Source organism: Pseudomonas sp. PA27(2017), assembly GCF_001945445.1.
In the GTDB taxonomy this organism is placed as follows: Bacteria; Pseudomonadota; Gammaproteobacteria; order Pseudomonadales; family Pseudomonadaceae; genus Aquipseudomonas.
Map to the genome: position 1 here is coordinate 405451 of NZ_MSXW01000061.1, position 19958 is coordinate 425408.

The following is a 19958-nucleotide window of genomic DNA, read 5'->3' on the forward strand; positions in this document are numbered from 1 at the left end:
AGGCGCGCAGTGCCTACTCGCAATGGCCGTCGGGAGAGGGCCTGCCGCGTCGGACGGCAGGCGTGGTCAAACGGTCAGAGCGCTTTGGCGGTGGTGAGGATGGTTCGCAGGCTTTGCGCGTGTTCGGCAGCTTCGTGGCCCAGTCGGGTCAGATAGCCGCCATCGGGGAGGGTAATCAAACCTTTGTCGTGCAGGCGCCCGGCAGCGGCGACCGCGGAGGATGCGGCATCGTGGTGAATCTTCAGGCCCTCCTGGCCGTTATCCAGATTGAACAGCAAAAGAATTTCCAGTTCGGCGACCAGATCGGCGTTAAAGACCATGGTGACTCCTGCCTGTTGTTGTCGTGCACGGCGTTGGCCGTGGGGCGCGGGGCTGGCCCGCAGGCGAAGTGTAGTCAAGCTGGCGACAGTTCGCCGGAGCGTGTTGCCAGCGCTCGAGGATCTTCTGGTAGCTGCCATCGCTGCGCAGGCTGCGCATGCCTTGTTCGAAGCGCTTCAGCAGGTCGGCGGCCGCGGGGTCGCGCCGCGAGAAGCTGAGGTAGAGCGTCGGGCTGTGGAGGGTCTCCAGCGCCACGAACTGGCCTTCCAGTTGCGGGTTCTCGCGAAACAGTGCCTGGGCGGTGCCGCGGTAGGCGGCCACGAAGTCCACCCGGCCATGCTGCAGCATGAGAAAACCGCTGAGGTCGCGCCGCACCGGAATGCGGATCACTTGATGGTCGCTGTCCAGGCGGGCGCCGTATTCGTAGCCGATGGTCACGGCCACCTTGCGGCCAGCAAGATCCTGCGGCTTGCCGTCGAGCGGCGCCGCGTCGCGACGGGCCCAGAGCAGGATGTCGTCACTGAACAGCGGTTCCTTGGGGATCAGGTAGTCGGCGCTGATTCGCTGATCCGGAGCGGTGTTGAAACAGGCTGCCAGCAAGCCTTCCTGAGCCATCTGCATGCAGCGCGAATACGGGTAGGGCACCAGCTCCACAGGCGTGTCACTGGCCGCGAAGGCCGCCTTGACTATATCCACCGACATGCCCTGAATCCTGCCGTCACGGTAGGCGGTGTACGGATACCAGTCGTCCTCGGCACCAATGCGCAGCACCTGCTCGGCCCGCGCGACGGCGCTGAGGGTGAGCAGCAGGAGCAGGCACAGGCTGAGAGATGTGGAAGGGCGCATCCAAGCTGATCCACAGGGGCTTCGGGCAACCATAGTAGCGCCCTGGGCGGGAAAGAAGGCGGTTGGCTGTCGCGGCGCCTCAGGCTTCGTCGGGCAAGGTCGGCAGGGCGCGCAGCAGGCGCTCGTAGTTCTCGGCATCGAAGGGGCGGTCGTCACGCAGCATGGCGTCCACTTCGTGGGCCAGCACCATGGCCATCATCTGTACGCTTTCCTCACGTTCATGGCCGGTCAGGGTCAGCTTGTTCAGCACCGCCTGTGCGAAGGCCGGCTCGCCGGATTCCAGCTGATTCTCGATGGCCTGAACCAGGGTGTTCTCGGTGAAGGTGTCGTCGTCGTGCTCGTCGGCGCTGCTCATGGGGCGATCCTGGTATCGGGAGAAAGCGCCAGTGTAGACAGGCTGGTCGGTTGCTGACCACGACAATCGCTTTGCTTCAATGACTCCTGAAATATGGGAGCACGTTTCTCATATTGAGAATTAGCAGTGGCGCGGCTACAGTCGGCTGTCTGGAGAATCCCATGTCCGACCATTACGACAAACAGGCGCCGGCAGGCGCCCAGGCGCTGTTCCGCGGTCTCGCCGTCATCGACGCCGTCGCCCAGGGTGCCAGCAGCCTGGCCGACATCGGCTCGACCATCGGCTGTACGCGCAGCACCACTCACCGCCTGATCGCCGCACTGGTGCAGGCCGGTTACCTGCGCGCCCTGGGCGGCAGCAGCGGCGGCTACCAGCTCGGTTCCCGGCTCATCGAACTGGGCTACAAGGCACGCGGGCAAATGCCGCTGGCCAAGCGCGCGCAGCCACATCTCGAGCGACTGGCGCGCCATACCCAGGACACCGTGCACCTGGGCGTGCGTGAAGGCGCCGAGGTGCTGTACATCGACAAACTACCGGGTAGCCGCGGCCTGGAAATGCGCTCGCGTATTGGCCTGCGCATGCCGCTGGCGCTGACCGGCATCGGCAAGTCGCTGATGCTCGACCTGCCGGAAAGCGAGTGGCTGGCGCTCTATCGGCAGCGGTGTGAGCCCGACGATGGGCTGCCCTGGGAAACTTTCCGCGAGCAGATGCGTGACTATGCCCGTGGCGGGTGCAGTTTCGATCTCGAGGAGAACGAGCTGGGAATTCGCTGCCTCGCTGCGCCCATTCGCGAAGCCGATGGGCAGATCGTTGCCGCCCTGAGCGTTGCCAGTGCCGTGCCCTACATGCCAGAGGTTCGGTTACAGGCTTTGCGTCCCGAGGTGGTCGCCTGCGCGCAGGCCATTTCGGCCGAGCTGGGTTGGCGATCGTCATGAACAACGCGTCTGGCGATCATCGTCGCTCTGGCGCCATCACGCCCCGAGGAGGGCCTGCAATGTCCGATTCGTACCTGCAGCAACTACCGCTGATCGCCATCCTGCGCGGGGTGACGCCCCAGGAAATCGTCCCCGTGGGGCTGGCGCTCCATGAAGCCGGCTTCCGGGTGATCGAGATCCCGCTGAACTCGCCCGACCCGCTGCACAGCATCGGCCTGCTGGCCGCTGAACTGGGCGATCGCGCGCTGATCGGTGCCGGTACCGTGCTCAGCACCGAGCAGGTCGCTGCGGTGGCGCAGGCGGGCGGGCGGCTGGTGGTGTCGCCCAACTGCAACGCGCGGGTGATCCAGGCGAGCCGGAGCGCCGGGCTGTTCTGTGCGCCGGGCGTGGCCACGCCAAGTGAGGGGTTCGCCGCGCTGGAGGCGGGCGCCGATGTGCTCAAGTTGTTCCCGGCCGAGCAGTTCAGCCCGCAGATCGTCAAGGCATGGCGCGCGGTGTTCGCCAAGGACGTCGCGTTGTTGCCGGTGGGCGGTATCACGCCGGCGAACATGGCCGCCTACGTGCAAGCGGGCGCCAGCGGCTTCGGGCTGGGCTCGGCGCTGTACAAACCGGGCATGGGCGTTGGCGAGGTAGCTGACAATGCCGCCGCATTCGTCGCAGCCTGGCAGGCGATCCAGCACTGAGCCGAGTCACCTGCCTTTTGCCTGGGGTCAGGAACGGTTGGCGATTTTCTGCAGGTTCTCGTGGATCTTGAACAGCACGATCATCAGTTCGCAGCCGATCCGCGCGCCAATCACACCGCCGATCAGGGTGCCCAGGCCGCCGAGGAAGCTGCCGTAAGCGCCGAACATCATCGTCAGGCTGCTCACTGCCACGCTGAGCAGCATCAGCCAGTAGACGAACGTGATGATCTTCGGGGTAAGCATCGCATCGAAGAAGAACAGATTCTTCATGGGGTTAACTCCAGTCCATGGGTTGGCAAATGCCCGGTCGCCTGCGCCGCCTGCGACGTCAGGCGGGCGCAGGGTAGCAGTCGTCATGGGCGGCGGCCAGTTGTCCGAAATGCTCTTGGCAGGAGGTGACGAGAGCTGTCCGCTCGTCAGCGCGTAGCAGTCGATTCCGAGTAGTGTTTTACTCAGATGAAAATTTTCTCGGGCGATGTGCAGCGCGCATGGATCGCTTCCCAGCCTGCATACAGCATGGCAGCCGTTCCCGATGCGGTGTCGGCGTGGCGGGTGATAATGAGCGGTGCTGCGCACCTGGTTTCCAGCAAGCCTTACCGCATCAAGTTCGCTGCTTCGTTGCCCAACTCTTCCAGTAACCCGTCCAGCACGTCGCTGGTGCCTTGGTCCGGACGCGTCAACGCGCACAAATTGACCGGCAGCATTGGCCGCAAGGCGCGCACCTGAATCAGCGGGCCCGGGCCATAGGCGGTCAGCGGATCGACCACTGCCAGCCCCATTCCTTCAGCAACCAGCGAGCGTGCCAGCAACCAGGTCTGCACGCGCGCGATCACCTGGGGTGGTTTTGGCGTCTCACTCAGGTGGTGATCGAGCAAGCTGCCCAGTGCGTCACGGGTATCCAGTGCCAGCAACGGCTCGCCGCCCAGTTCCTGGATGTCCAGCGCCTCGTTCAGTTCGTGTGTCGGCCAATGCTCAGGCGGCGCAATCACCACCATATGTCCCTTTGCCAGGGGGCGCATGCTCAGGCCGGCGTGTTTGGGGTCCTGCAGTGTCAACGCGAGGTCGCTCTCGTGCAGCAGCAGGTTTTCCACAAGCTTGGGGGTGTGGTGAGTCGCCAATTCATAAGGCACGCCAGGAAAGCGCTTCATCCAGCGAGGGATAACCTTCGGTAATAGTGATTGGGCCAGGCTTGGCGTGGCCGCAATCCGCAAGCTGCGCGCGTTGTGCTGGCGCAGCCCGCCGGCCAAGCGTCGGGCACGTTGCAGCTCTTCGAATACCCGCGCCGTAGAGGGTTCGAGAATGCGCGCTTCCGGGGTCGGCAGCAATTGGCCACGTACCCGTTTGAACAAGGCAAAACCCAACTGAGCTTCAGCGTGTTGTAGCGCTTTACTCGCTGCTGGCTGCGAGACATTGAGCAGGCTGGCGGCGCCAGTCACCGATCCAGTCTGCAGGATCGCCTGGAAGATTTCGATATGGCGCAGGCGCATGGCACATCCTTCAGCTGCATAACCAAAGGCAATACCCTAGCGTCATCTATTCATTGGTTCCAGCCAGCCACGCGTCATTACAGTCCGGGCATGTTTCATCGTTCGAGGCTGTGATATGTCCAAGCAGGTTGCCATCATCGGCGGTGGCGTTATCGGGATGGCCAGTGCCTATGCGCTGGTTCGGGCCGGGCATCAGGTGACCCTGGTCGAGAGGCAGACGCAGCCCGGCCTGGAAACCAGCTTCGCCAATGGCGGCCAGCTCAGCTATCGCTATGTGTCACCGCTGCCGGACGCCGGCGTGCCGCTCAAGGCCATTGCCTGGATGCTGCAGGGCGCCAGCGCACCGCTACAGTTCCGTCCTCGCCTGTCGTCCGAGCAGTGGCAGTGGTGCCTGAGCTTCCTCGCTGCTTGCCGCCGTTCGGTGAATCGACGCAATGGCGGTCATTTACTGCGCTTGGCGCTCTATAGCCAGGCGGTGCTGCAGCAGTGGCGAGAGCAGGATGGCCTTGAAGGCTTTGCCTGGAAGCGCAACGGCAAGCTGGTGGTCTATCGCTCGTCGAGCACTTTCGCCGCTGCCGCTGGCAAGATCGCCTCAGGCGATGAGCAACGGGCACTGTCGGTCGACGAGTGCCTGGCGCTGGAGCCCGCGCTCGGCGATGTGGCCGACAAGCTGGCAGGCGGCATCTTCAGCGTTTCCGACGAGACCGCCGACTGTTACCTGTTCTGCCAGGTACTGGAGCAACGCCTGCAAGCCAGCGGCCATTACCGGCGCCTGCACGATCAGGTCACGGGTACCCACCGCGAAGGTTCGCGCATCAAGGCATTGAGCCTGGCCAGCGGGTCGGCGTTGGCGGCGGACGAGATCATTCTCGCTGCCGGCAATGGCAGCCAGGCGATCGCCACGCCGCTGGGCATCAAGCTGGGCCTGTACCCGCTGAAGGGTTACAGCCTGTCGCTGCCTGCTGCCAACGGCGCTGGCTGCCCTCGGATCAGCGTGACCGACTTCGATCGCAAGATGGTCTACGCCCGCCTTGGCGGTCAGTTGCGCGTGGCAGCCATGGTCGACATCGGCGCTCGCGACGCCGGCATCGACCCACGGCGCATGCGCGTCCTGCGTGCCCATTGCCAGGACACATTCCCACGCGCGGGTCATTACCCGGATGCGCGCGAGTGGGCCGGCCAGCGCCCGTCCACCGCCACCGGTACGCCGTTGCTCGGCGCCACACCCTACGACAATTTCTGGCTCAACGTCGGCCACGGCAGCCTGGGTTTCACCCTCGCCTGCGCCAGCGGACAGATCCTCGCCGAGCTGATCGGCGGCGCAGCCAGCCCCATCGACCTGACCGGCCTGCGTGCCGGTTGAACCTTGTCCACCCAGAGGAACACCCCATGAGTATCCAGCGTATCGACACCAATCCCCGCCTCAGCGGCGCCGTGGTCCATGGCGGGTTGGTCTACCTGTCCGGCCAGGTGCCCACCGACCGCAGTCTGGACTGCGCCGGGCAGACCCGCGAAGTGCTGGCCAAGATCGACGACCTGTTGGCCCGCGCCGGCACCGACAAGACCCGCCTGCTCAGCGCGCAGATATGGCTGAAAGATATTGCGACAGACTTTACGGCCATGAACGAAGTATGGACCGCCTGGTTGCCGCAAAATGGTGCACCTGCCCGCGCCACCCTACAGGCTCCGCTGGCATCCGCGGATGTCCGGGTGGAAATCATGCTGACCGCCGCCCTCCAGGGCTGACACCGAGACTCCTGGGAGTTTCGTATGCCAACTGCTGCTCATGAAGCAGCAGTACTGAACGGCAACCGGCGTTGAGCAGGGTTGAGTGGTGTGGCGATAGTCATTGGAGAGGCAAGGCTCGTGGTTTGGGCCGAGTACAACAATCGAGTAGAAGAACAGGACGCATCCCATGAAGAAATTCGCGATTCCCGGTGTAATCACCACCGTGGCAGCGGCGTTGGCCCTGTCCGCCACCAGTTCGCTTAGTCATGCGCAGGAGCGCTTCGTCACCATCGGCACTGGCGGCCAGACAGGCGTCTACTACGTTGCCGGGCAGTCCATCTGTCGCTTCGTCAACCGCCTGGGCACCGACCAGGGCGTGCGTTGCAACGCACCGTCCACCGCTGCCAGCGTGTACAACATCAACGCCCTGCGCACGGGCGAGTTCAACTTTGGTTTCATCCAGTCCGACCACCAGTACAAGGCCATGAACGGCCTGGCGCCGTTCGACAAGCAAGGCCCGATGGAAGAGATGCGCAGCGTGATGTCGATGCAGACCGAGGTGCTGACCATCCTCGCCAGCGTTGCGTCCGGCGTGGAGAGCTTCGATGACCTGGCCGGCAAGCGCGTCAACATCGGCGTACCAGGCTCGGGTAGCCGCGACACCTTCGAAGAGGTCATGCAAGCCAAGGGCTGGACGCGCTCCAGCTTCGCTCTGGCCGCTGAGCTGCGCCCTGCTGAAATGGCATCGGCCATGGCCGATAAACGCCTGGACGTGATGACCTACGTGGTCGGCCACCCCAACGGTGCGATCCAGGAAGGCTTGAGCGTGGTCTCCGGCAAACTGATTCCGGTGCAAGGCCCGGACATCGACAAATTCCTCGAAGAAAAAACCTATTACATCAAGACCGAGGTGCCCGGTGGCCTCTATCCGGGCGTCGACCAGCCGGTACCGTCGCTGGGCGGCAAGGCGCTGCTGGCGGCCAGCAGCAAGACCGATCCGGAGTTGGTCTACCTGGTGGTCAAATCGATCTTCGAAAACTTCGACCGCTTCAAGCGCCTGCACCCGGCCTTCGCCAACCTGGAAGAGAAAGAGATGATCTCCGTCGGCCTGAGTGCACCACTGCACGAAGGTGCCGAGCGTTACTACAAGGAGCGTGGCTGGCTCTGACAGAGCCGCCATCCCGCCTGCTGCGGCCTGCGCCGGGCAGGCGGAGAGACCGCTCGCTGGCGCGAGTGGTGCTCGCGTCACCGAGATTACCGGCCGGTCCTGAAGGGCCGGCCGTTTGATTTGGAGCTGCACCCATGAATCAACAGAGCGCTGCCGAACTCGCTGCCCAGGAAACCGGTGCTCGTTCCCCCGGCGGGGTTATGGCCTGGCTGATCGCTGCCCTTGCCCTGAGCTGGTCGCTGTTCCAGCTATGGCTGGTTTCACCCCTGCCGTTCATTTTCAGTTTTGGCATCTTCAATGATGCCGAAGCCAGAGCCATCCACCTGGCATTCGCCTTGGCCCTGGCTTTTCTGGTCTACCCTGCCTTCAACCGTTCACCGCGCAGCCAAGTGCCTTGGCACGACCTGCTGTTCGCCCTGCTGGCTGGCGCAGCGGTGCTCTACCTGTTCATCTTCTACCGCGAACTCGCTAGCCGGCCAGGCACACCGACCGACCTCGACCTGCTCACTGCGCTGATCGGCATTCCGTTGCTGCTGGAGGCCACCCGGCGCAGCCTTGGCCCTGCGCTGGCGGTGATCGCCCTGGTATTTCTCGTCTACTCCGTCGCCGGCCCCTGGATGCCAGGCATGCTGTCGCATCGCGGTGTGTCCTGGGAAGCGCTGGCCAACCACCAGTGGTTGAGTAGCGAAGGCGTATTCGGCGTCGCATTGGGGGTGTCCACGGCCTTCGTCTTTCTCTTCGTGCTGTTCGGCGCCATGCTCGACCGCGCTGGCGCCGGCCATTACTTCATCCAGCTGGCGTTCTCCATGCTCGGCCACATGCGGGGCGGGCCAGCCAAAGCCTCGGTGATCGGCTCGATGCTGACCAGCCTGATGTCCGGTTCGTCCATCGCCAATGTGGTCACCACCGGCCCCTTCACCATTCCGATGATGAAGAAGGTCGGCTATCCCGGTACCAAGGCCGCCGCCATCGAAGTGGCCGCCTCGACCAATGGCCAGATGATGCCGCCGGTAATGGGCGCTGCGGCCTTCCTGATGATCGAGTATGTCGGCATTCCGTATGTCGAAGTGCTCAAGCACGCCCTGCTGCCAGCGACCATCTCCTACATCACCCTGCTCTGGCTGGTGCACCTGGAGGCCGTCAAGTTGGGCATGGCCGGCCTGCCGCGGCCGACGCCCAAGCCCATTCTGCTGCGTCTGATGACCTTGAGCTTCGGCATCGCCCTGGTCAGCGCCCTGGCTTTGGCCGTGTACTACGGCCTTGGCTGGCTCAAGCCGCTGTTCGGCGACTATGCCAGTTGGGTGATCGCCGGGCTGATCGCCGTCGCCTACCTGGTGCTGATTCGCATTTCTGCCGGGGTCGAACAGCTCGCGGCGGAAGACCCGGAAACCGCCCTGACCCAGTTGCCGGACACTCGCAAGGTGTTCCTCTCCGGCCTGCACTTCCTGCTGCCGATGGTGATCCTGGTCTGGTGCCTGATGGTCGAGCGCCTGTCCCCCGGCTTGTCGGCCTTTTGGGGCGTGCTGTCGCTGATCGTCATCCTCGTCACTCAGCGCCCGCTGCTCAACCTGATGCGCCGCGACCCGCTGCGCCGCGCCGGCACTCTGCGCAATGGTCTGTACGACCTTTACGCCGCACTACAGGCTGGTGCCCGCGGCATGATCGGCATCGGCGTGGCCACCGCCACCGCCGGCATCGTGGTCGGCGCCATCTCGCAGACCGGCGTCGGAATCGTTCTCGCCGACCTGGTGGAAACCCTGTCGATGGGTAACCTGCTGCTGATGCTGGTGCTTACCGGGGTATTTTGCGTGGTGCTGGGCCTCGGCCTGCCGACCACAGCCAACTACATCGTGGTGTCGTCGCTGATGGCGCCGGTGATCGTTTCGCTAGGCCAACAGCATGGTCTAGTGGTGCCGCTGATCGCGGTGCACATGTTCGTTTTCTATTTCGGCTTGCTGGCCGACTCCACGCCTCCGGTGGGGCTTGCCTCGTTCGCGGCAGCGGCGATCGCCAGAGACGACCCGATCAAGACTGGAATTCAGGCTTTCATCTACGACGCACGCAGCATCGTGTGGCCGTTCATGTTCATCTTCAATACTGACCTGTTGCTGATCGACGTGACCGTCACCCAAGGCATAATCACCTTTTTCAGCGCTACGCTGGCGATGCTGGTGTTCGCCTCGGCCACCCAGGGCTGGTTCATCACCCGCAACCGCTGGTTCGAACTGCCGTTGCTGTTACTGATCTCCTTTACCCTGTTCCGCCCGGATTTCTGGCTGGATCGCGTCATCGCGCCTTACCAGGGCGAGCCACCGGCACGTTTCGCCGAAGCGCTGCGCGAGGCTGATCCCGGCGACGATCTGCGCCTGGTAGTGCGTCAGGAAGAAGTGGATGGCAGCACCCGTGACCTGACGGTGATGTTCAAGGTGCCGGACAGCGTGCCCGAAGAGCGGCTGGAGGCCCTGGGCCTGACGTTGTACGAGGAAGGTGAGCGCACCCTGATCGATGCGGTGGGCTTCAGATCGGCAGCCGAGCGCGCCGGCCTGCAGTTCGACCAGGAGGTTCTCGAACTGCAAATGGAAAGCCATCGTCCTCCCAAGGAAATCATGTGGATCCCAGCGGTTCTGCTTCTTGGTCTGTTGGGTTGGCTGCAACTGCGGCGGGCAAAGGCGCAGCAACTGCCGCAGACCCTGTTCTGAGTGAAGGAGACCTCGCGCTGCAGGCCGTGTGAGCAAAGCGAAGCTCGGTCATGCAGCGTTAAGATCCGGCTGTGCTAAGCATCCAGGTGGCGTGTAACCTTACCTGACCGGTCTGCCTACCAGAGGAAACGTATCCATGCTCAGGCTCCATGGTTTTGCCGTCAGCAACTACTACAACATGGTCAAACTCGCCCTGCTGGAGAAGGGTTTGCCGTTCGAGGAAGTGCAGGTCTTCGCCTCCCGCGACGAAGCCTTCCTGGCGATCAGCCCGCGCGGCAAGGTGCCGGTGTTGCAATGCGAGCACGGCTACATCAGTGAAACGTCGGCGATTCTCGAATACATCGAGGCGCTGGGCCAGGGGCCGTCGCTGCTGCCCAAGGGGGCCTACGAGCAGGCGCGGGTGCGCGAGCTGGCCAGGCACATCGAGCTGTATATCGAACTGCCGGCGCGCGCCTGTTATGCCCAGGCATTCTTCGGTCTGCAGGTCGACCCGGCGATCCAGGCCAAGACCCGTGAAGAACTGTTGGCCGGTATCGACTCGCTGAAGCGCCTCGGCACCTTCTCGCCCTACGTGGCGGGCGACAGCCTGAGCCTGGCCGACCTGTATTTTCTGTACAGCGTCGACCTTGCTGCCGCCGTGGCTCACAAGGTGTTCGCCATCGACCTGCTGGGCGACTTCCCTGAGGCCAGGGCGCTGCTCGAACGCTTCGCCGAGAACCTCCATGTGCAGCGCATCGCGGCCGACAAGGACGCGTTGATGGGGTCGTTCCTGGCCCACATGAAAGCGCGTTTCGGCGGCTGATCAGCCGGCGGCGAAGCTCGTCAGGGCTTCGCCGGTCAGGCGGTAGCCGATCCACTCGTTCTGCGGCTTGGCGCCGATGGAGTCGTAGAACTCGATGGCCGGCGTGTTCCAGTCCAGCACCGACCATTCGAAGCGACCACAACCGCGCGCCACCGCCAGCTTGGCCAGATGGCGCAGCAGCGCCTTGCCGGCACCGACGCCGCGCTGCTGCGGGGTGACGTAAAGGTCTTCCAGGTACAGGCCGTGCTTGCCCAGCCAGGTCGAGTAATTGAAGAAATACACGGCGTAGCCGATCGGCTCGCCGTTCAGTTCGCAGATCAGCCCGTGGGCCGTGCTGCCTTGACCGAACAGGCTGTTCTCGATGCCGGCGACATCGGTTTTCACCTCGTGCTCGGCCTTCTCGTAGATGGCCAGGTCGGTGATGAAACGCAGGATCAGGGCAGCGTCTTCGCGTACGGCAGGGCGGATGTGAATCGACATGATGGTTTCCTGAATCTATCGGGTTGGCAGCGTGGCCAGAAAATCATTGATGGCCTGGCGTGAAGCGAGGCGCAGGTAAGGGCGATGGGGTGGGGCGTCGCGCATTTCCTCTGCATAACGCGCGCGATACTTGCCGTGACGCGTCCACGACCAGGCCAGAATCGACTGCTCGGGTTTGAGGCTGAACAGGTTGGCCCAGCGTTCGCGGTTGCCGTTCCACAGCTCCTGGCTTTGCAGCAGGCGGCGTAGCGTGCGCCACAGCACCTGGCGCATCACGGCGTGGCGCGGCAGATCCAGCCAGATCACCAGATCCGCCTGTTCGAGAATCTGCGTGCGTACTGCCGAATAGTTGCCTTCCACCACCCAGCCATCGCCTCTGGTGGCTTGTGCCACCGCCTGCCGGAAAGCATCGACCGGCAGGGGCTGCCAGCCGGGTTGGTGGTACAGCGCATCGAGTTCGATATGCCGGTAGCCCAGCTGCAGTGCCAACTGGCGCGACAGTGTGGTCTTCCCCGCCCCGGAGCAGCCGACCACCGAAATACGGCGGCCGGGAACGCTCATCGTGTGGCCAGCAGGTTCTGGCCGCGCGCCACCGCCGCACGCACCTGAGCCGGTGCGGTACCGCCGATGTGGTCACGGGCATTCACCGAGCCTTCCAGAGTCAGCACGGCGAATACGTCCTGCTCGATCTGGTCGCTGAACTGGCGCAGCTCGTCGAGGCTCATTTCGGCCAGGTCCTTGCCGCTGTCGACGCCGTACTTCACCGCATGGCCGACGATCTCGTGGCAGTCACGGAACGGCAGGCCCTTGCGTACGAGGTAGTCGGCCAGGTCGGTGGCGGTGGAGAAACCGCGCAGCGCCGCTTCGCGCATGATGGCGTGCTTGGGTTTGATCGCCGGGATCATGTCGGCGAAGGCGCGCAACGAATCACGCAAGGTGTCGGCGGCGTCGAACAGCGGTTCCTTGTCTTCCTGGTTGTCCTTGTTGTAAGCCAGCGGCTGGCCTTTCATCAGGGTCAACAGGCCGGTCAGGGCGCCGAACACGCGGCCGGTCTTGCCGCGTACCAGCTCGGGTACGTCGGGATTTTTCTTCTGCGGCATGATCGAGGAGCCGGTGCAGAAACGATCCGGCAGATCGATGAACTGAAACTGGGCGCTGGTCCACAGCACCAGCTCTTCGGAGAAGCGCGACAGGTGCATCATCGCCAGCGACGCGGCGGCGCAGAATTCGATGGCGAAGTCGCGATCCGACACGCCGTCCAGGGAATTGCCGCCCACCGCGTCGAAGCCCAGCAGCTCGGCGGTTATCTCGCGCTGGATCGGGTAGGTGGTGCCGGCCAGCGCAGCGCTGCCCAGGGGCATGCGGTTGGTGCGCTTGCGGCAGTCGACCAGGCGCTCGTAGTCGCGCGAAAGCATTTCGAACCAGGCCAGCAGATGATGGCCGAAGGTTACCGGCTGGGCGGTTTGCAGGTGGGTGAAGCCGGGCATGATGGTCTCGGCTTCGCGCTCGGCCTGTTCCAGCAGGCCCTGCTGCAGGCGGGTGATTTCGGCCAGGATCAGGTCGATCTCGTCCCGCAGCCACAGGCGGATGTCGGTGGCCACCTGATCGTTGCGCGAGCGGCCGGTGTGCAGCTTCTTGCCGGTCACGCCGATGCGGTCGGTCAGGCGCGCCTCGATGTTCATGTGCACGTCTTCCAGGTCGACGCGCCAGTCGAAGCTGCCCGCTTCGATCTCGTTCTGGATCTGCTTGAGGCCATCGATGATCGCATCGCGTTCGGCGTCGGTCAGTACGCCGACCTTGGCCAGCATGGTGGCGTGGGCGATGGACCCCATGATGTCGTGACGGTACAGGCGCTTGTCGAATTCCACCGAAGCGGTGAAGCGGGCGACGAAGGCGTCGACGGGTTCGCTGAAGCGGCCGCCCCAGGACTGATTGGTTTTTTCTTGGCTCATGAATGTGGCTCGGCTGTAGGCGTGTTCGGACGGATCAAGGCTGCCCGTCATGGCGGAAAAGTGTGCCGATGATAACAGACCCGGCACCCTGCGCAGTGGCCGGCGCGAGTGTCGCCTGGGTCACAGTTTCGTCCCTTCGCCACGCGTTTACGCGGCTTATTTCGCCTGCCTGCCACGGGCTCTCTTGCCCGTTGCGCAGTGCACGTCGAAACTGCCGAGATGAACGACACACGCAAGACCTCGACCCCTAAGGCGCCGAACGATTTTTTCGTGCCCGAGCTGTGCCAGCCCGAAGCGCTGCTCAGCACCGTGCTGCTCGCCGAACTGCTGGTGCTGGTACTGGTGCTCGCCGAGCCGATGCTGCCCGGTTTCGACTGGGTGCGCCTGGCGCTGACCTCGCTGTTCGTACAGTGGATCGTGCTGCTGTCCTCGGCATTGTTGTGCCGGTTGCGGCCGCTGCTCGCCAGGCTGCGGGCGATGTGGGCCGGTGCCGCCTGCTGTGCATTGGTGGTGGGGCTCACGTTGGGCTGCACGGCGGTCGCCGACTATTACGATCTCGGCGGGCCGCTGCCCCATGAGGGCGAGGTCAACCTGTACCTTCGCCATGCGCTGATCAGCCTGATCATGTCGGCGTTGCTACTGCGTTATTTCTATCTGCAGAGCCAGTGGCGGCGTCAGGAGCAGGCCGAGCTGCGCGCGCGCATCGAATCGCTGCAGGCGCGCATCCGCCCGCACTTCCTGTTCAACAGTTTGAACAGCATCGCGAGCCTGGTTGTCACAGATTCTGCCAGGGCGGAACAAGCGGTGCTGGATCTCTCCGACCTGTTCCGGGCAAGCCTGGCCAAGCCCGGTAGCCTCGTCAGTTGGAGCGAGGAACTGGAACTGGCACAGCGGTACCTGTCGATCGAGCAATATCGGCTTGGCGAACGGCTACAGTTGCAGTGGGACGTCGACGATGTTCCCGCTGACCTGCCGATTCCCCAGCTGACCCTGCAGCCGCTGCTGGAGAACGCTCTGATCTACGGTATCCAGCCACGTATCGAAGGGGGACTGGTGCAGATATCAGCCACATACAACGATGGTGTATTCCATCTCAGCGTCTGCAATCCCTTTGATGAGGGCGGCGCACCCATGGCCTCGCGCGGCACGCACCAGGCGCTGGCCAACATCGATGCGCGGCTTGCGGCACTTTTCGGTTCGCAGGCCAATCTCAGTGTGGAGCGCCGCGATGGCCTTCACTACACCCGTCTACGCTACCCATGTGCAAGACCCATGCAGGAAGCCAGATCATTATGAATGTCTTGATCGTTGATGACGAACCCCTTGCCCGTGAGCGCCTGAGCCGAATGGTGGCCGCGCTGGACGGTTATCGTGTGGTCGAGCCCTCTGCGAGCAATGGCGAAGAGGCGTTGGCGCTCGTGGAGAGCCTCAAGCCCGACGTAGTGCTGCTCGACATCCGCATGCCGGGCCTCGACGGCCTGCAGGCCGCCGCCAGGCTCTGCGAGCGTGAGGCGCCGCCAGCGGTGATCTTCTGCACCGCCCATGATGAGTTTGCCGTGGAGGCCTTTCAGGTCAGCGCGGTGGGCTATCTGGTCAAGCCCGTGCGCCCAGAACACCTTGAGGACGCACTGAAAAAAGCCGAGCGCCTGAACCGCGTGCAACTGGCCGCGCTCACCCGACCCGCAGCGGAAAGTGGCGTTGGCCCGCGTAGCCATATCAGTGCGCGGACCCGCAAAGGCATAGAACTGATTCCGCTGGACGACGTGATCTATTTCATCGCCGATCACAAATACGTGACGCTGCGTCACGAGGGCGGCGAGGTCCTGCTCGACGAGCCGCTCAAGGCGTTGGAGGACGAGTTCGGCGACCGTTTCGTACGCATCCACCGTAATGCCCTGGTGGCCCGCGAGCGTATCGAGCGCCTGCAGCGCACCCCGCTGGGTCACTTCCAGCTCTACCTCAAGGGGCTCAATGGCGATGCGTTGGTGGTCAGCCGCCGCCACGTTGCGGGTGTGCGGAAATTGATGAACCAGATCTAGCGAGTCCGTTGCCGCGTCGCGGGCAGTAGGGCGAAGGGTCGCAGCCGGCTTCGGGCCGGCGACCCGCGAGCCTGTTATCATTCGCGGCAACTGGTTTTCTGGAACATGCAAATGCCCCGCGAAATTCGCATCGCCACCCGCAAGAGTGCCCTGGCCCTGTGGCAGGCCGAACACGTCAAGGCTCGCCTCGAACAGGCCCATCCGGGCTTGCGGGTGAGCCTGGTGCCGATGGTCAGCCGTGGCGACAAGTTGCTCGATGCGCCGCTGGCCAAGATTGGTGGCAAAGGCCTGTTCGTCAAGGAACTGGAAACCGCGTTGCTGGAAGACCAGGCCGACATTGCCGTGCATTCGATGAAAGACGTGCCGATGGATTTCCCCGAAGGCCTGGGCCTGTTCTGCATCTGCGAGCGTGAAGACCCGCGTGATGCGTTCGTTTCCAATACCTACGACAGCCTCGACGCGTTGCCGGCCGGCAGCGTGGTCGGCACCTCCAGCCTGCGTCGCCAGGCTCAGCTGCTGGCGCGCCGCCCCGACCTGAAAATCCATTTCCTGCGTGGCAACGTCAACACCCGTCTGGCCAAGCTGGATGCCGGTGAATACGACGCCATCATCCTGGCGGCGGCGGGCCTGATCCGTCTCGGCTTCGAAGACCGCATCCGCGCCTCCATCGGCGTCGAGCACAGCCTGCCGGCTGGTGGGCAGGGCGCGGTGGGTATCGAATGTCGGGTCGGCGATGCCCAGTTGCAGCAACTGCTGGCGCCCCTCAACCACACCGAGACCGCACTGCGCGTGACGGCCGAGCGCGCCATGAACAAGCACCTCAACGGCGGCTGCCAAGTGCCGATTGCCTGCTACGCCATTCTCGAAGGCGAGCAGCTGTGGCTGCGTGGCCTGGTCGGCGAGCCGGATGGCAGCCGCTTGCTGCGTGCCGAACAACGCGGTTCGGCTGAGGACGCCGAGCGCCTTGGCATCGACGTCGCCGAGGCACTGCTGGCTCAGGGCGCGGGCGAAATCCTCAAGGCTATCTACGGCGAGGCCGCTGCCGAGTGAGTGCCTGGCGCCTGCTGCTGACTCGCCCCGAGCAGGAGTGCCAGGCGCTGGCCCAGGCGCTTGTGGGCGAAGGTATTCGAAGTGCTTGCCTGCCGTTGCTCGGCATCGAGCAATTGCCGGAAACGCCTCAGCACAGTGCGACCATTTGCGACCTGCACCGCTACACGGCAGTGATCGTGGTGAGCAAGCCCGCGGCCCGCTTCGGCCTGGAGCTGCTCGATCGCTATTGGCCGCAGCCGCTAGCCGATCAGCCCTGGTTCAGCGTCGGCGCCGGCACCGGACATATTCTCGCCGACTACGGCCTGGCGGCGTTCTGGCCGAAACACGGCGACGACAGCGAAGCCCTGCTGGATCTGCCCGAGCTGCAGGCGCCGCTCAAGGATGCGATGTTTCCGCGGGTGCTGATCATCCGCGGTGAAGATGGCCGCACGCTGCTGGCCGAGCGCTTGCAGGCCCAAGGCGTCGAAGTGGACTATCTGCCGGTCTATCGCCGCGTGCTGCCAGCCTACCCTGCCGGTACGCTGCAGCAGCTGATACAGGTGGAACGCTTGAATGGCCTGGTGGTCAGCAGTGGGCAGGGCCTGACGCATCTGCGGCAACTGGCGGCGGATGACTGGCCCACGCTGGCGCAGCTACCCTTGTTCGTGCCCAGCCCGCGCGTCGCCGAAATGGCCCGCGAGCTGGGTGCGGTTGATGTTGTGGATTGCCGTGGTGCCGACACCGCGGCGTTGTTGGCGGCCTTGCGTGCGCAGGCTTCGCCCGACTCTTGAAGCAAAGGATGGATACGTGAGCGAAGCGACTCCCCCCAAAGAGCAGGAACAGCCTGTGCAGACCGCCCCCGAATCGTCCCCAGCCGCTGCCGAGGCCAAACCGGCTGCGCGCGGCTCGGCGATTGCCGCCGTGGCCCTGCTGGTCGGCGCCATCGGTGTCGGCATCGGCGGCTGGAGTGCCTGGCAATTGCACGCACTGCAGAGCGAAGCGCAGCAGCAGTCCGCTCAGCTCGAGCAGGCGCGCAGCCAGGCCCAGGCGTTGACGCAGCGCACCGAAAGCCTGAATGGCCGTTTCGAGCAACTGCCCAGCGTGCAGGAGCTCGAAGAGCGTCGCCAACTGGTGGCGCAACTGCAGGGTGACCAGCAACTGCTCAATCGCCGCCTGGAAACCGTCCTGGGTGCCAGCCGTCAGGACTGGCGCCTGGCCGAGGCCGAGCACCTGCTGCGTCTGGCCAGCCTGCGCCTGTCGGCGTTGCAGGACATCAACAGTGCCACTGCACTGGTCCAGGCGGCCGATGAAATCCTCCGTGACCAGGACGACCCGGCAGCCTTCGCCGCCCGCGAGCAACTGGCCAAGAGCCTGGAAGCCTTGCGCGCCACCGACAACCCCGATCGCACCGGCCTGTTCCTGCAGCTCGGCGCGCTGCGTGAGCAGGCTTCGCAGCTCAACTCGCTGAATCCCAAGTTCGTCGCTGACGGTGGCGTACTTGGCGAGCTGGCGGCCGAAAGTGAACCTGGTACCTGGTGGGGCCAGAGCCTGCACAAGCTCTCCCAGTATTTCCGCCTCGATTTCAACGCCGATCAGAACGTGCGCCCGCTACTGGCCGGGCAGAGCCTGACGCAAGTGCGTCTGGCCCTGAGCCTGGCGCTCGAACAGGCTCAATGGGCCGCGCTGCATGGCCAGACTCAGGTCTATCGGCAGGCGCTGCAGCAGGCAGCCGAGGTGCTGGACGCCAACTTCAATCGTGACAACCCCGACAGCCGCGCCTTGCGCGCCCGCGTCGGCGAACTGGTCGACCAGCCCATCGAGGTCAAGGCGCCTGAGCTCGGCGAATCGCTCAACGCCGTTCAGGCCTATATCGAGCACAAGCAGTCGGCGCGCGAACGCCTCAAGAATGCACCCGGCCAGGACAGTGCGGAGGAGCGCCCATGAAGCGCGTTTACCTGCTCTTGCTCACCGTGCTGGTGATCGGCGGGCTGGCGCTGCTGGGCCTGGCCATTTCCGAGCATCAGGGCTACGTACTGTTCGCCTACAAAGGGTTCCGCTACGAATCGACCTTGTGGGCCTTCGTGCTGCTGGTCGTTGCAATCGTCCTGGCGCTATGGCTGCTGCGGATTGTGATTCGAGCATTGCTGGTGTCGGTCGGGCTGATCAACCCCTGGTCGAGACTGCACCGCGAGCGCCGCGTGCGTAGCGCCTCCGAGCACGGTTTCCAGGAGCTCATCGAAGGTCGTTGGAGCAAGGCGCAGACGCACCTGAGCCGCATCGCACGCAACGAGCCGCGGCCCCTGATCCATTACCTGGGCGCCGCCCGTGCCGCTCACAACCTCGAGCATTACCAGGAAAGCGACGCCCTGCTGGAAGAGGCGCTGCAGCGCCAGCCCAACGCCGAGCTGGCGATCGCCCTGACCCACGCCGAGCTACAACTGGCGCGTGGTGAAATCGATGACGCCCAACAAACCCTGCAGGTGATGCACGAACGCCATCCGCACAACCCGCAGGTGCTGCGCCAACTGCAGCAGCTCTATGCAACCCGTGGCGACTGGCAGGCGGTGCTCAAGCTGCTGCCGGTGCTGCGCAAGGAAAAGGCCCTGGCGCCGGCCGAGCTGATGGCGCTGGAGCGACGCGCCTGGCGTGAATACCTGCTCGGCCTGGACTTCAATGAGGCAGGCGATGGCGCGCTGCCGTCGCTGGCCCAGGCCTGGGAGCGCTTGTCTCCCAACTTGCGTGGCGAGCCCGAGCTGCTGGCGGTATATGCCGACCGCCTGCGTGCGCTTGGCGCCGAGCCGGGCGCCGAGGAGTTGCTCAACAAGGCCTTGAACCGCGAGTACGACAGCCGCCTGGCGCGCCTTTACGGCTTGCTGCGTGGCCGTGATCCGGCCAAACAGCTGCAAGCGGCCGAAGGCTGGCTCAAGCAGCATCCCGATGATGCCGGGCTGTTGCTTACCCTGGGCCGCCTGAGCCTGCACAACCAGCTGTGGGGCAAGGCCCGTGATTACTTCGAGGCCAGCCTGACGCTCGAACGCCATCCTGAAACCTGCGCGGAGCTGGCGCGCCTGCTGGCGCAACTGGGCGAAGTGGAGCGCAGTAACCGCTTGTTTCAGGAAGGCTTGAGTCTGCTCGACCGTCGCCTCAGCGGCCAGGCGGTCGTAGCCACCACCGTTGAGCCTGCGCGCACGCCGCCGCTGGGCTGAGCTGCATCCGTGTGCGTCGGCTCGAGGCCGGCGCCGCTTTGATCCCCCTTGAAGGGTGATTAGAGCAGGCATAACCTCAGACGAAATGAGAGGTCGGACTGCACGCAGAATCATGCTAGTGTCCGGACTCGGCTGCACGTTCAAGGATCGACTCGTGGTGCGTTGCCGTCGCTGCCTGCCATGGCCCGCAGCGACTTCCGGCCAGTGGGATGCTGCCAGGTGACCAGCCAA

Annotated in this window: 21 protein-coding genes; 13 read left to right on the plus strand and 8 right to left on the minus strand. The window is 64.3% G+C overall.

Features of this window, described 5'->3' with window-relative positions; genetic code table 11:
- Positions 1-74 precede the first annotated feature (74 nt).
- The 3 genes from BVH06_RS23435 to BVH06_RS23445 all read right to left on the minus strand — a co-directional run bounded on the left by BVH06_RS23435 (position 75) and on the right by BVH06_RS23445 (position 1519).
- The gene (locus tag BVH06_RS23435; protein WP_075935642.1) at positions 75-320 is read right to left on the minus strand and encodes a TIGR02647 family protein; all 246 of its coding nucleotides are present in this window, start codon (positions 318-320) and stop codon (positions 75-77) included.
- A complete protein-coding gene (locus BVH06_RS23440; protein WP_075935643.1) occupies positions 310-1164 on the minus strand; it encodes an ABC transporter substrate-binding protein in 855 nt (284 codons plus the stop codon). Before BVH06_RS23440 ends, BVH06_RS23435 begins: the two co-directional genes overlap by 11 nt.
- Before the next feature lie 79 nt (positions 1165-1243).
- Positions 1244-1519, minus strand: a complete 276-nt coding sequence (locus BVH06_RS23445) for a hypothetical protein (protein ID WP_075928548.1) — start codon at positions 1517-1519, stop codon at positions 1244-1246.
- A 161-nt stretch (positions 1520-1680) separates the two neighbouring features.
- On the opposite strand from BVH06_RS23445, the gene BVH06_RS23450 reads away from it, so the two are divergent.
- Together BVH06_RS23450 and BVH06_RS23455 are read left to right on the plus strand one after the other, a co-directional pair.
- Positions 1681-2454: an IclR family transcriptional regulator gene (locus BVH06_RS23450; protein WP_075935644.1), complete on the plus strand. Its 774-nt coding sequence runs from the start codon at positions 1681-1683 to the stop codon at positions 2452-2454.
- Positions 2455-2513: 59 nt separating this feature from the next.
- Positions 2514-3137, plus strand: a complete 624-nt coding sequence (locus BVH06_RS23455) for a 2-dehydro-3-deoxy-6-phosphogalactonate aldolase (RefSeq protein ID WP_075928550.1) — start codon at positions 2514-2516, stop codon at positions 3135-3137.
- Between the two features lie 27 nt (positions 3138-3164).
- Here BVH06_RS23455 and BVH06_RS23460 read toward each other — a convergent pair whose 3' ends face one another.
- Together BVH06_RS23460 and BVH06_RS23465 are read right to left on the minus strand one after the other, a co-directional pair.
- Positions 3165-3407, minus strand: a complete 243-nt coding sequence (locus BVH06_RS23460; protein ID WP_075928551.1) for a DUF4282 domain-containing protein — start codon at positions 3405-3407, stop codon at positions 3165-3167.
- A 323-nt stretch (positions 3408-3730) separates the two neighbouring features.
- Complete coding sequence (locus BVH06_RS23465; protein WP_075935645.1) at positions 3731-4624, minus strand: LysR family transcriptional regulator; 894 nt, start codon at positions 4622-4624, stop codon at positions 3731-3733.
- Positions 4625-4739: 115 nt separating this feature from the next.
- Between BVH06_RS23465 and BVH06_RS23470 the strand changes: the two genes are divergently transcribed.
- The 5 genes from BVH06_RS23470 (at position 4740) to BVH06_RS23490 (ending at position 11021) form a co-directional block, all read left to right on the plus strand.
- On the plus strand, positions 4740-5987 hold the full coding sequence (locus BVH06_RS23470) for a D-amino acid dehydrogenase (RefSeq protein ID WP_075935646.1): 1248 nt from the start codon (positions 4740-4742) through the stop codon (positions 5985-5987).
- A gap of 26 nt (positions 5988-6013) precedes the next feature.
- Positions 6014-6370, plus strand: coding sequence for a RidA family protein (locus BVH06_RS23475; RefSeq protein ID WP_075935647.1), 357 nt, complete (start codon positions 6014-6016; stop codon positions 6368-6370).
- Positions 6371-6539: 169 nt separating this feature from the next.
- Positions 6540-7520: a TAXI family TRAP transporter solute-binding subunit gene (locus BVH06_RS23480; RefSeq protein ID WP_075928555.1), complete on the plus strand. Its 981-nt coding sequence runs from the start codon at positions 6540-6542 to the stop codon at positions 7518-7520.
- Positions 7521-7654: 134 nt separating this feature from the next.
- Positions 7655-10219, plus strand: coding sequence for a TRAP transporter permease (locus BVH06_RS23485; RefSeq protein WP_075935648.1), 2565 nt, complete (start codon positions 7655-7657; stop codon positions 10217-10219).
- Between the two features lie 136 nt (positions 10220-10355).
- Positions 10356-11021, plus strand: a complete 666-nt coding sequence (locus BVH06_RS23490) for a glutathione S-transferase (RefSeq protein WP_075935649.1) — start codon at positions 10356-10358, stop codon at positions 11019-11021.
- On the opposite strand, the gene BVH06_RS23495 is transcribed toward BVH06_RS23490, so the two are convergent.
- From BVH06_RS23495 to argH, 3 genes are read right to left on the minus strand one after another with little or no spacing between them, the layout of a single operon-like run.
- Positions 11022-11501 carry a GNAT family N-acetyltransferase gene (locus BVH06_RS23495; RefSeq protein WP_075935650.1) on the minus strand — a complete coding sequence of 160 codons (480 nt, stop codon included), beginning with the start codon at positions 11499-11501 and terminating at the stop codon, positions 11022-11024.
- 15 nt (positions 11502-11516) lie between these two features.
- Positions 11517-12062 carry an AAA family ATPase gene (locus tag BVH06_RS23500; RefSeq protein WP_075935651.1) on the minus strand — a complete coding sequence of 182 codons (546 nt, stop codon included), beginning with the start codon at positions 12060-12062 and terminating at the stop codon, positions 11517-11519.
- On the minus strand, positions 12059-13453 hold the full coding sequence (gene argH, locus BVH06_RS23505; protein WP_075935652.1) for an argininosuccinate lyase: 1395 nt from the start codon (positions 13451-13453) through the stop codon (positions 12059-12061). The genes BVH06_RS23500 and argH overlap by 4 nt, the downstream gene beginning before the upstream one ends.
- Before the next feature lie 219 nt (positions 13454-13672).
- Between argH and BVH06_RS23510 the strand changes: the two genes are divergently transcribed.
- The 6 genes from BVH06_RS23510 (at position 13673) to BVH06_RS23535 (ending at position 19727) form a co-directional block, all read left to right on the plus strand.
- Positions 13673-14749 (plus strand): sensor histidine kinase, encoded by a 1077-nt coding sequence (locus tag BVH06_RS23510; protein WP_075935653.1) that lies wholly within the window; start codon positions 13673-13675, stop codon positions 14747-14749.
- Positions 14746-15492, plus strand: a complete 747-nt coding sequence (locus BVH06_RS23515) for a LytTR family DNA-binding domain-containing protein (protein ID WP_075928562.1) — start codon at positions 14746-14748, stop codon at positions 15490-15492. Before BVH06_RS23510 ends, BVH06_RS23515 begins: the two co-directional genes overlap by 4 nt.
- Positions 15493-15603: 111 nt before the next feature.
- Entirely contained in the window at positions 15604-16542 is a 939-nt protein-coding gene (gene hemC / locus BVH06_RS23520) for a hydroxymethylbilane synthase (protein ID WP_075935654.1), read from the plus strand.
- Positions 16539-17312: a uroporphyrinogen-III synthase gene (locus tag BVH06_RS23525; protein ID WP_075935655.1), complete on the plus strand. Its 774-nt coding sequence runs from the start codon at positions 16539-16541 to the stop codon at positions 17310-17312. Before hemC ends, BVH06_RS23525 begins: the two co-directional genes overlap by 4 nt.
- Before the next feature lie 16 nt (positions 17313-17328).
- Positions 17329-18465, plus strand: a complete 1137-nt coding sequence (locus tag BVH06_RS23530) for a uroporphyrinogen-III C-methyltransferase (RefSeq protein WP_075935656.1) — start codon at positions 17329-17331, stop codon at positions 18463-18465.
- Positions 18462-19727, plus strand: coding sequence for a heme biosynthesis HemY N-terminal domain-containing protein (locus BVH06_RS23535; protein WP_075928566.1), 1266 nt, complete (start codon positions 18462-18464; stop codon positions 19725-19727). Before BVH06_RS23530 ends, BVH06_RS23535 begins: the two co-directional genes overlap by 4 nt.
- Positions 19728-19958: the final 231 nt, after the last annotated feature.

Coding starts and splice junctions, on each gene's coding strand:
- BVH06_RS23435 (WP_075935642.1), bottom strand. CDS start 320: ATGGTCTTTAACGCCGATCTGGTCGCCGAACTGGAAATTCTTTTGCTG.
- BVH06_RS23440 (WP_075935643.1), bottom strand. CDS start 1,164: ATGCGCCCTTCCACATCTCTCAGCCTGTGCCTGCTCCTGCTGCTCACC.
- BVH06_RS23445 (WP_075928548.1), bottom strand. CDS start 1,519: ATGAGCAGCGCCGACGAGCACGACGACGACACCTTCACCGAGAACACC.
- BVH06_RS23450 (WP_075935644.1), top strand. CDS start 1,681: ATGTCCGACCATTACGACAAACAGGCGCCGGCAGGCGCCCAGGCGCTG.
- BVH06_RS23455 (WP_075928550.1), top strand. CDS start 2,514: ATGTCCGATTCGTACCTGCAGCAACTACCGCTGATCGCCATCCTGCGC.
- BVH06_RS23460 (WP_075928551.1), bottom strand. CDS start 3,407: ATGAAGAATCTGTTCTTCTTCGATGCGATGCTTACCCCGAAGATCATC.
- BVH06_RS23465 (WP_075935645.1), bottom strand. CDS start 4,624: ATGCGCCTGCGCCATATCGAAATCTTCCAGGCGATCCTGCAGACTGGA.
- BVH06_RS23470 (WP_075935646.1), top strand. CDS start 4,740: ATGTCCAAGCAGGTTGCCATCATCGGCGGTGGCGTTATCGGGATGGCC.
- BVH06_RS23475 (WP_075935647.1), top strand. CDS start 6,014: ATGAGTATCCAGCGTATCGACACCAATCCCCGCCTCAGCGGCGCCGTG.
- BVH06_RS23480 (WP_075928555.1), top strand. CDS start 6,540: ATGAAGAAATTCGCGATTCCCGGTGTAATCACCACCGTGGCAGCGGCG.
- BVH06_RS23485 (WP_075935648.1), top strand. CDS start 7,655: ATGAATCAACAGAGCGCTGCCGAACTCGCTGCCCAGGAAACCGGTGCT.
- BVH06_RS23490 (WP_075935649.1), top strand. CDS start 10,356: ATGCTCAGGCTCCATGGTTTTGCCGTCAGCAACTACTACAACATGGTC.
- BVH06_RS23495 (WP_075935650.1), bottom strand. CDS start 11,501: ATGTCGATTCACATCCGCCCTGCCGTACGCGAAGACGCTGCCCTGATC.
- BVH06_RS23500 (WP_075935651.1), bottom strand. CDS start 12,062: ATGAGCGTTCCCGGCCGCCGTATTTCGGTGGTCGGCTGCTCCGGGGCG.
- argH (WP_075935652.1), bottom strand. CDS start 13,453: ATGAGCCAAGAAAAAACCAATCAGTCCTGGGGCGGCCGCTTCAGCGAA.
- BVH06_RS23510 (WP_075935653.1), top strand. CDS start 13,673: ATGAACGACACACGCAAGACCTCGACCCCTAAGGCGCCGAACGATTTT.
- BVH06_RS23515 (WP_075928562.1), top strand. CDS start 14,746: ATGAATGTCTTGATCGTTGATGACGAACCCCTTGCCCGTGAGCGCCTG.
- hemC (WP_075935654.1), top strand. CDS start 15,604: ATGCCCCGCGAAATTCGCATCGCCACCCGCAAGAGTGCCCTGGCCCTG.
- BVH06_RS23535 (WP_075928566.1), top strand. CDS start 18,462: ATGAAGCGCGTTTACCTGCTCTTGCTCACCGTGCTGGTGATCGGCGGG.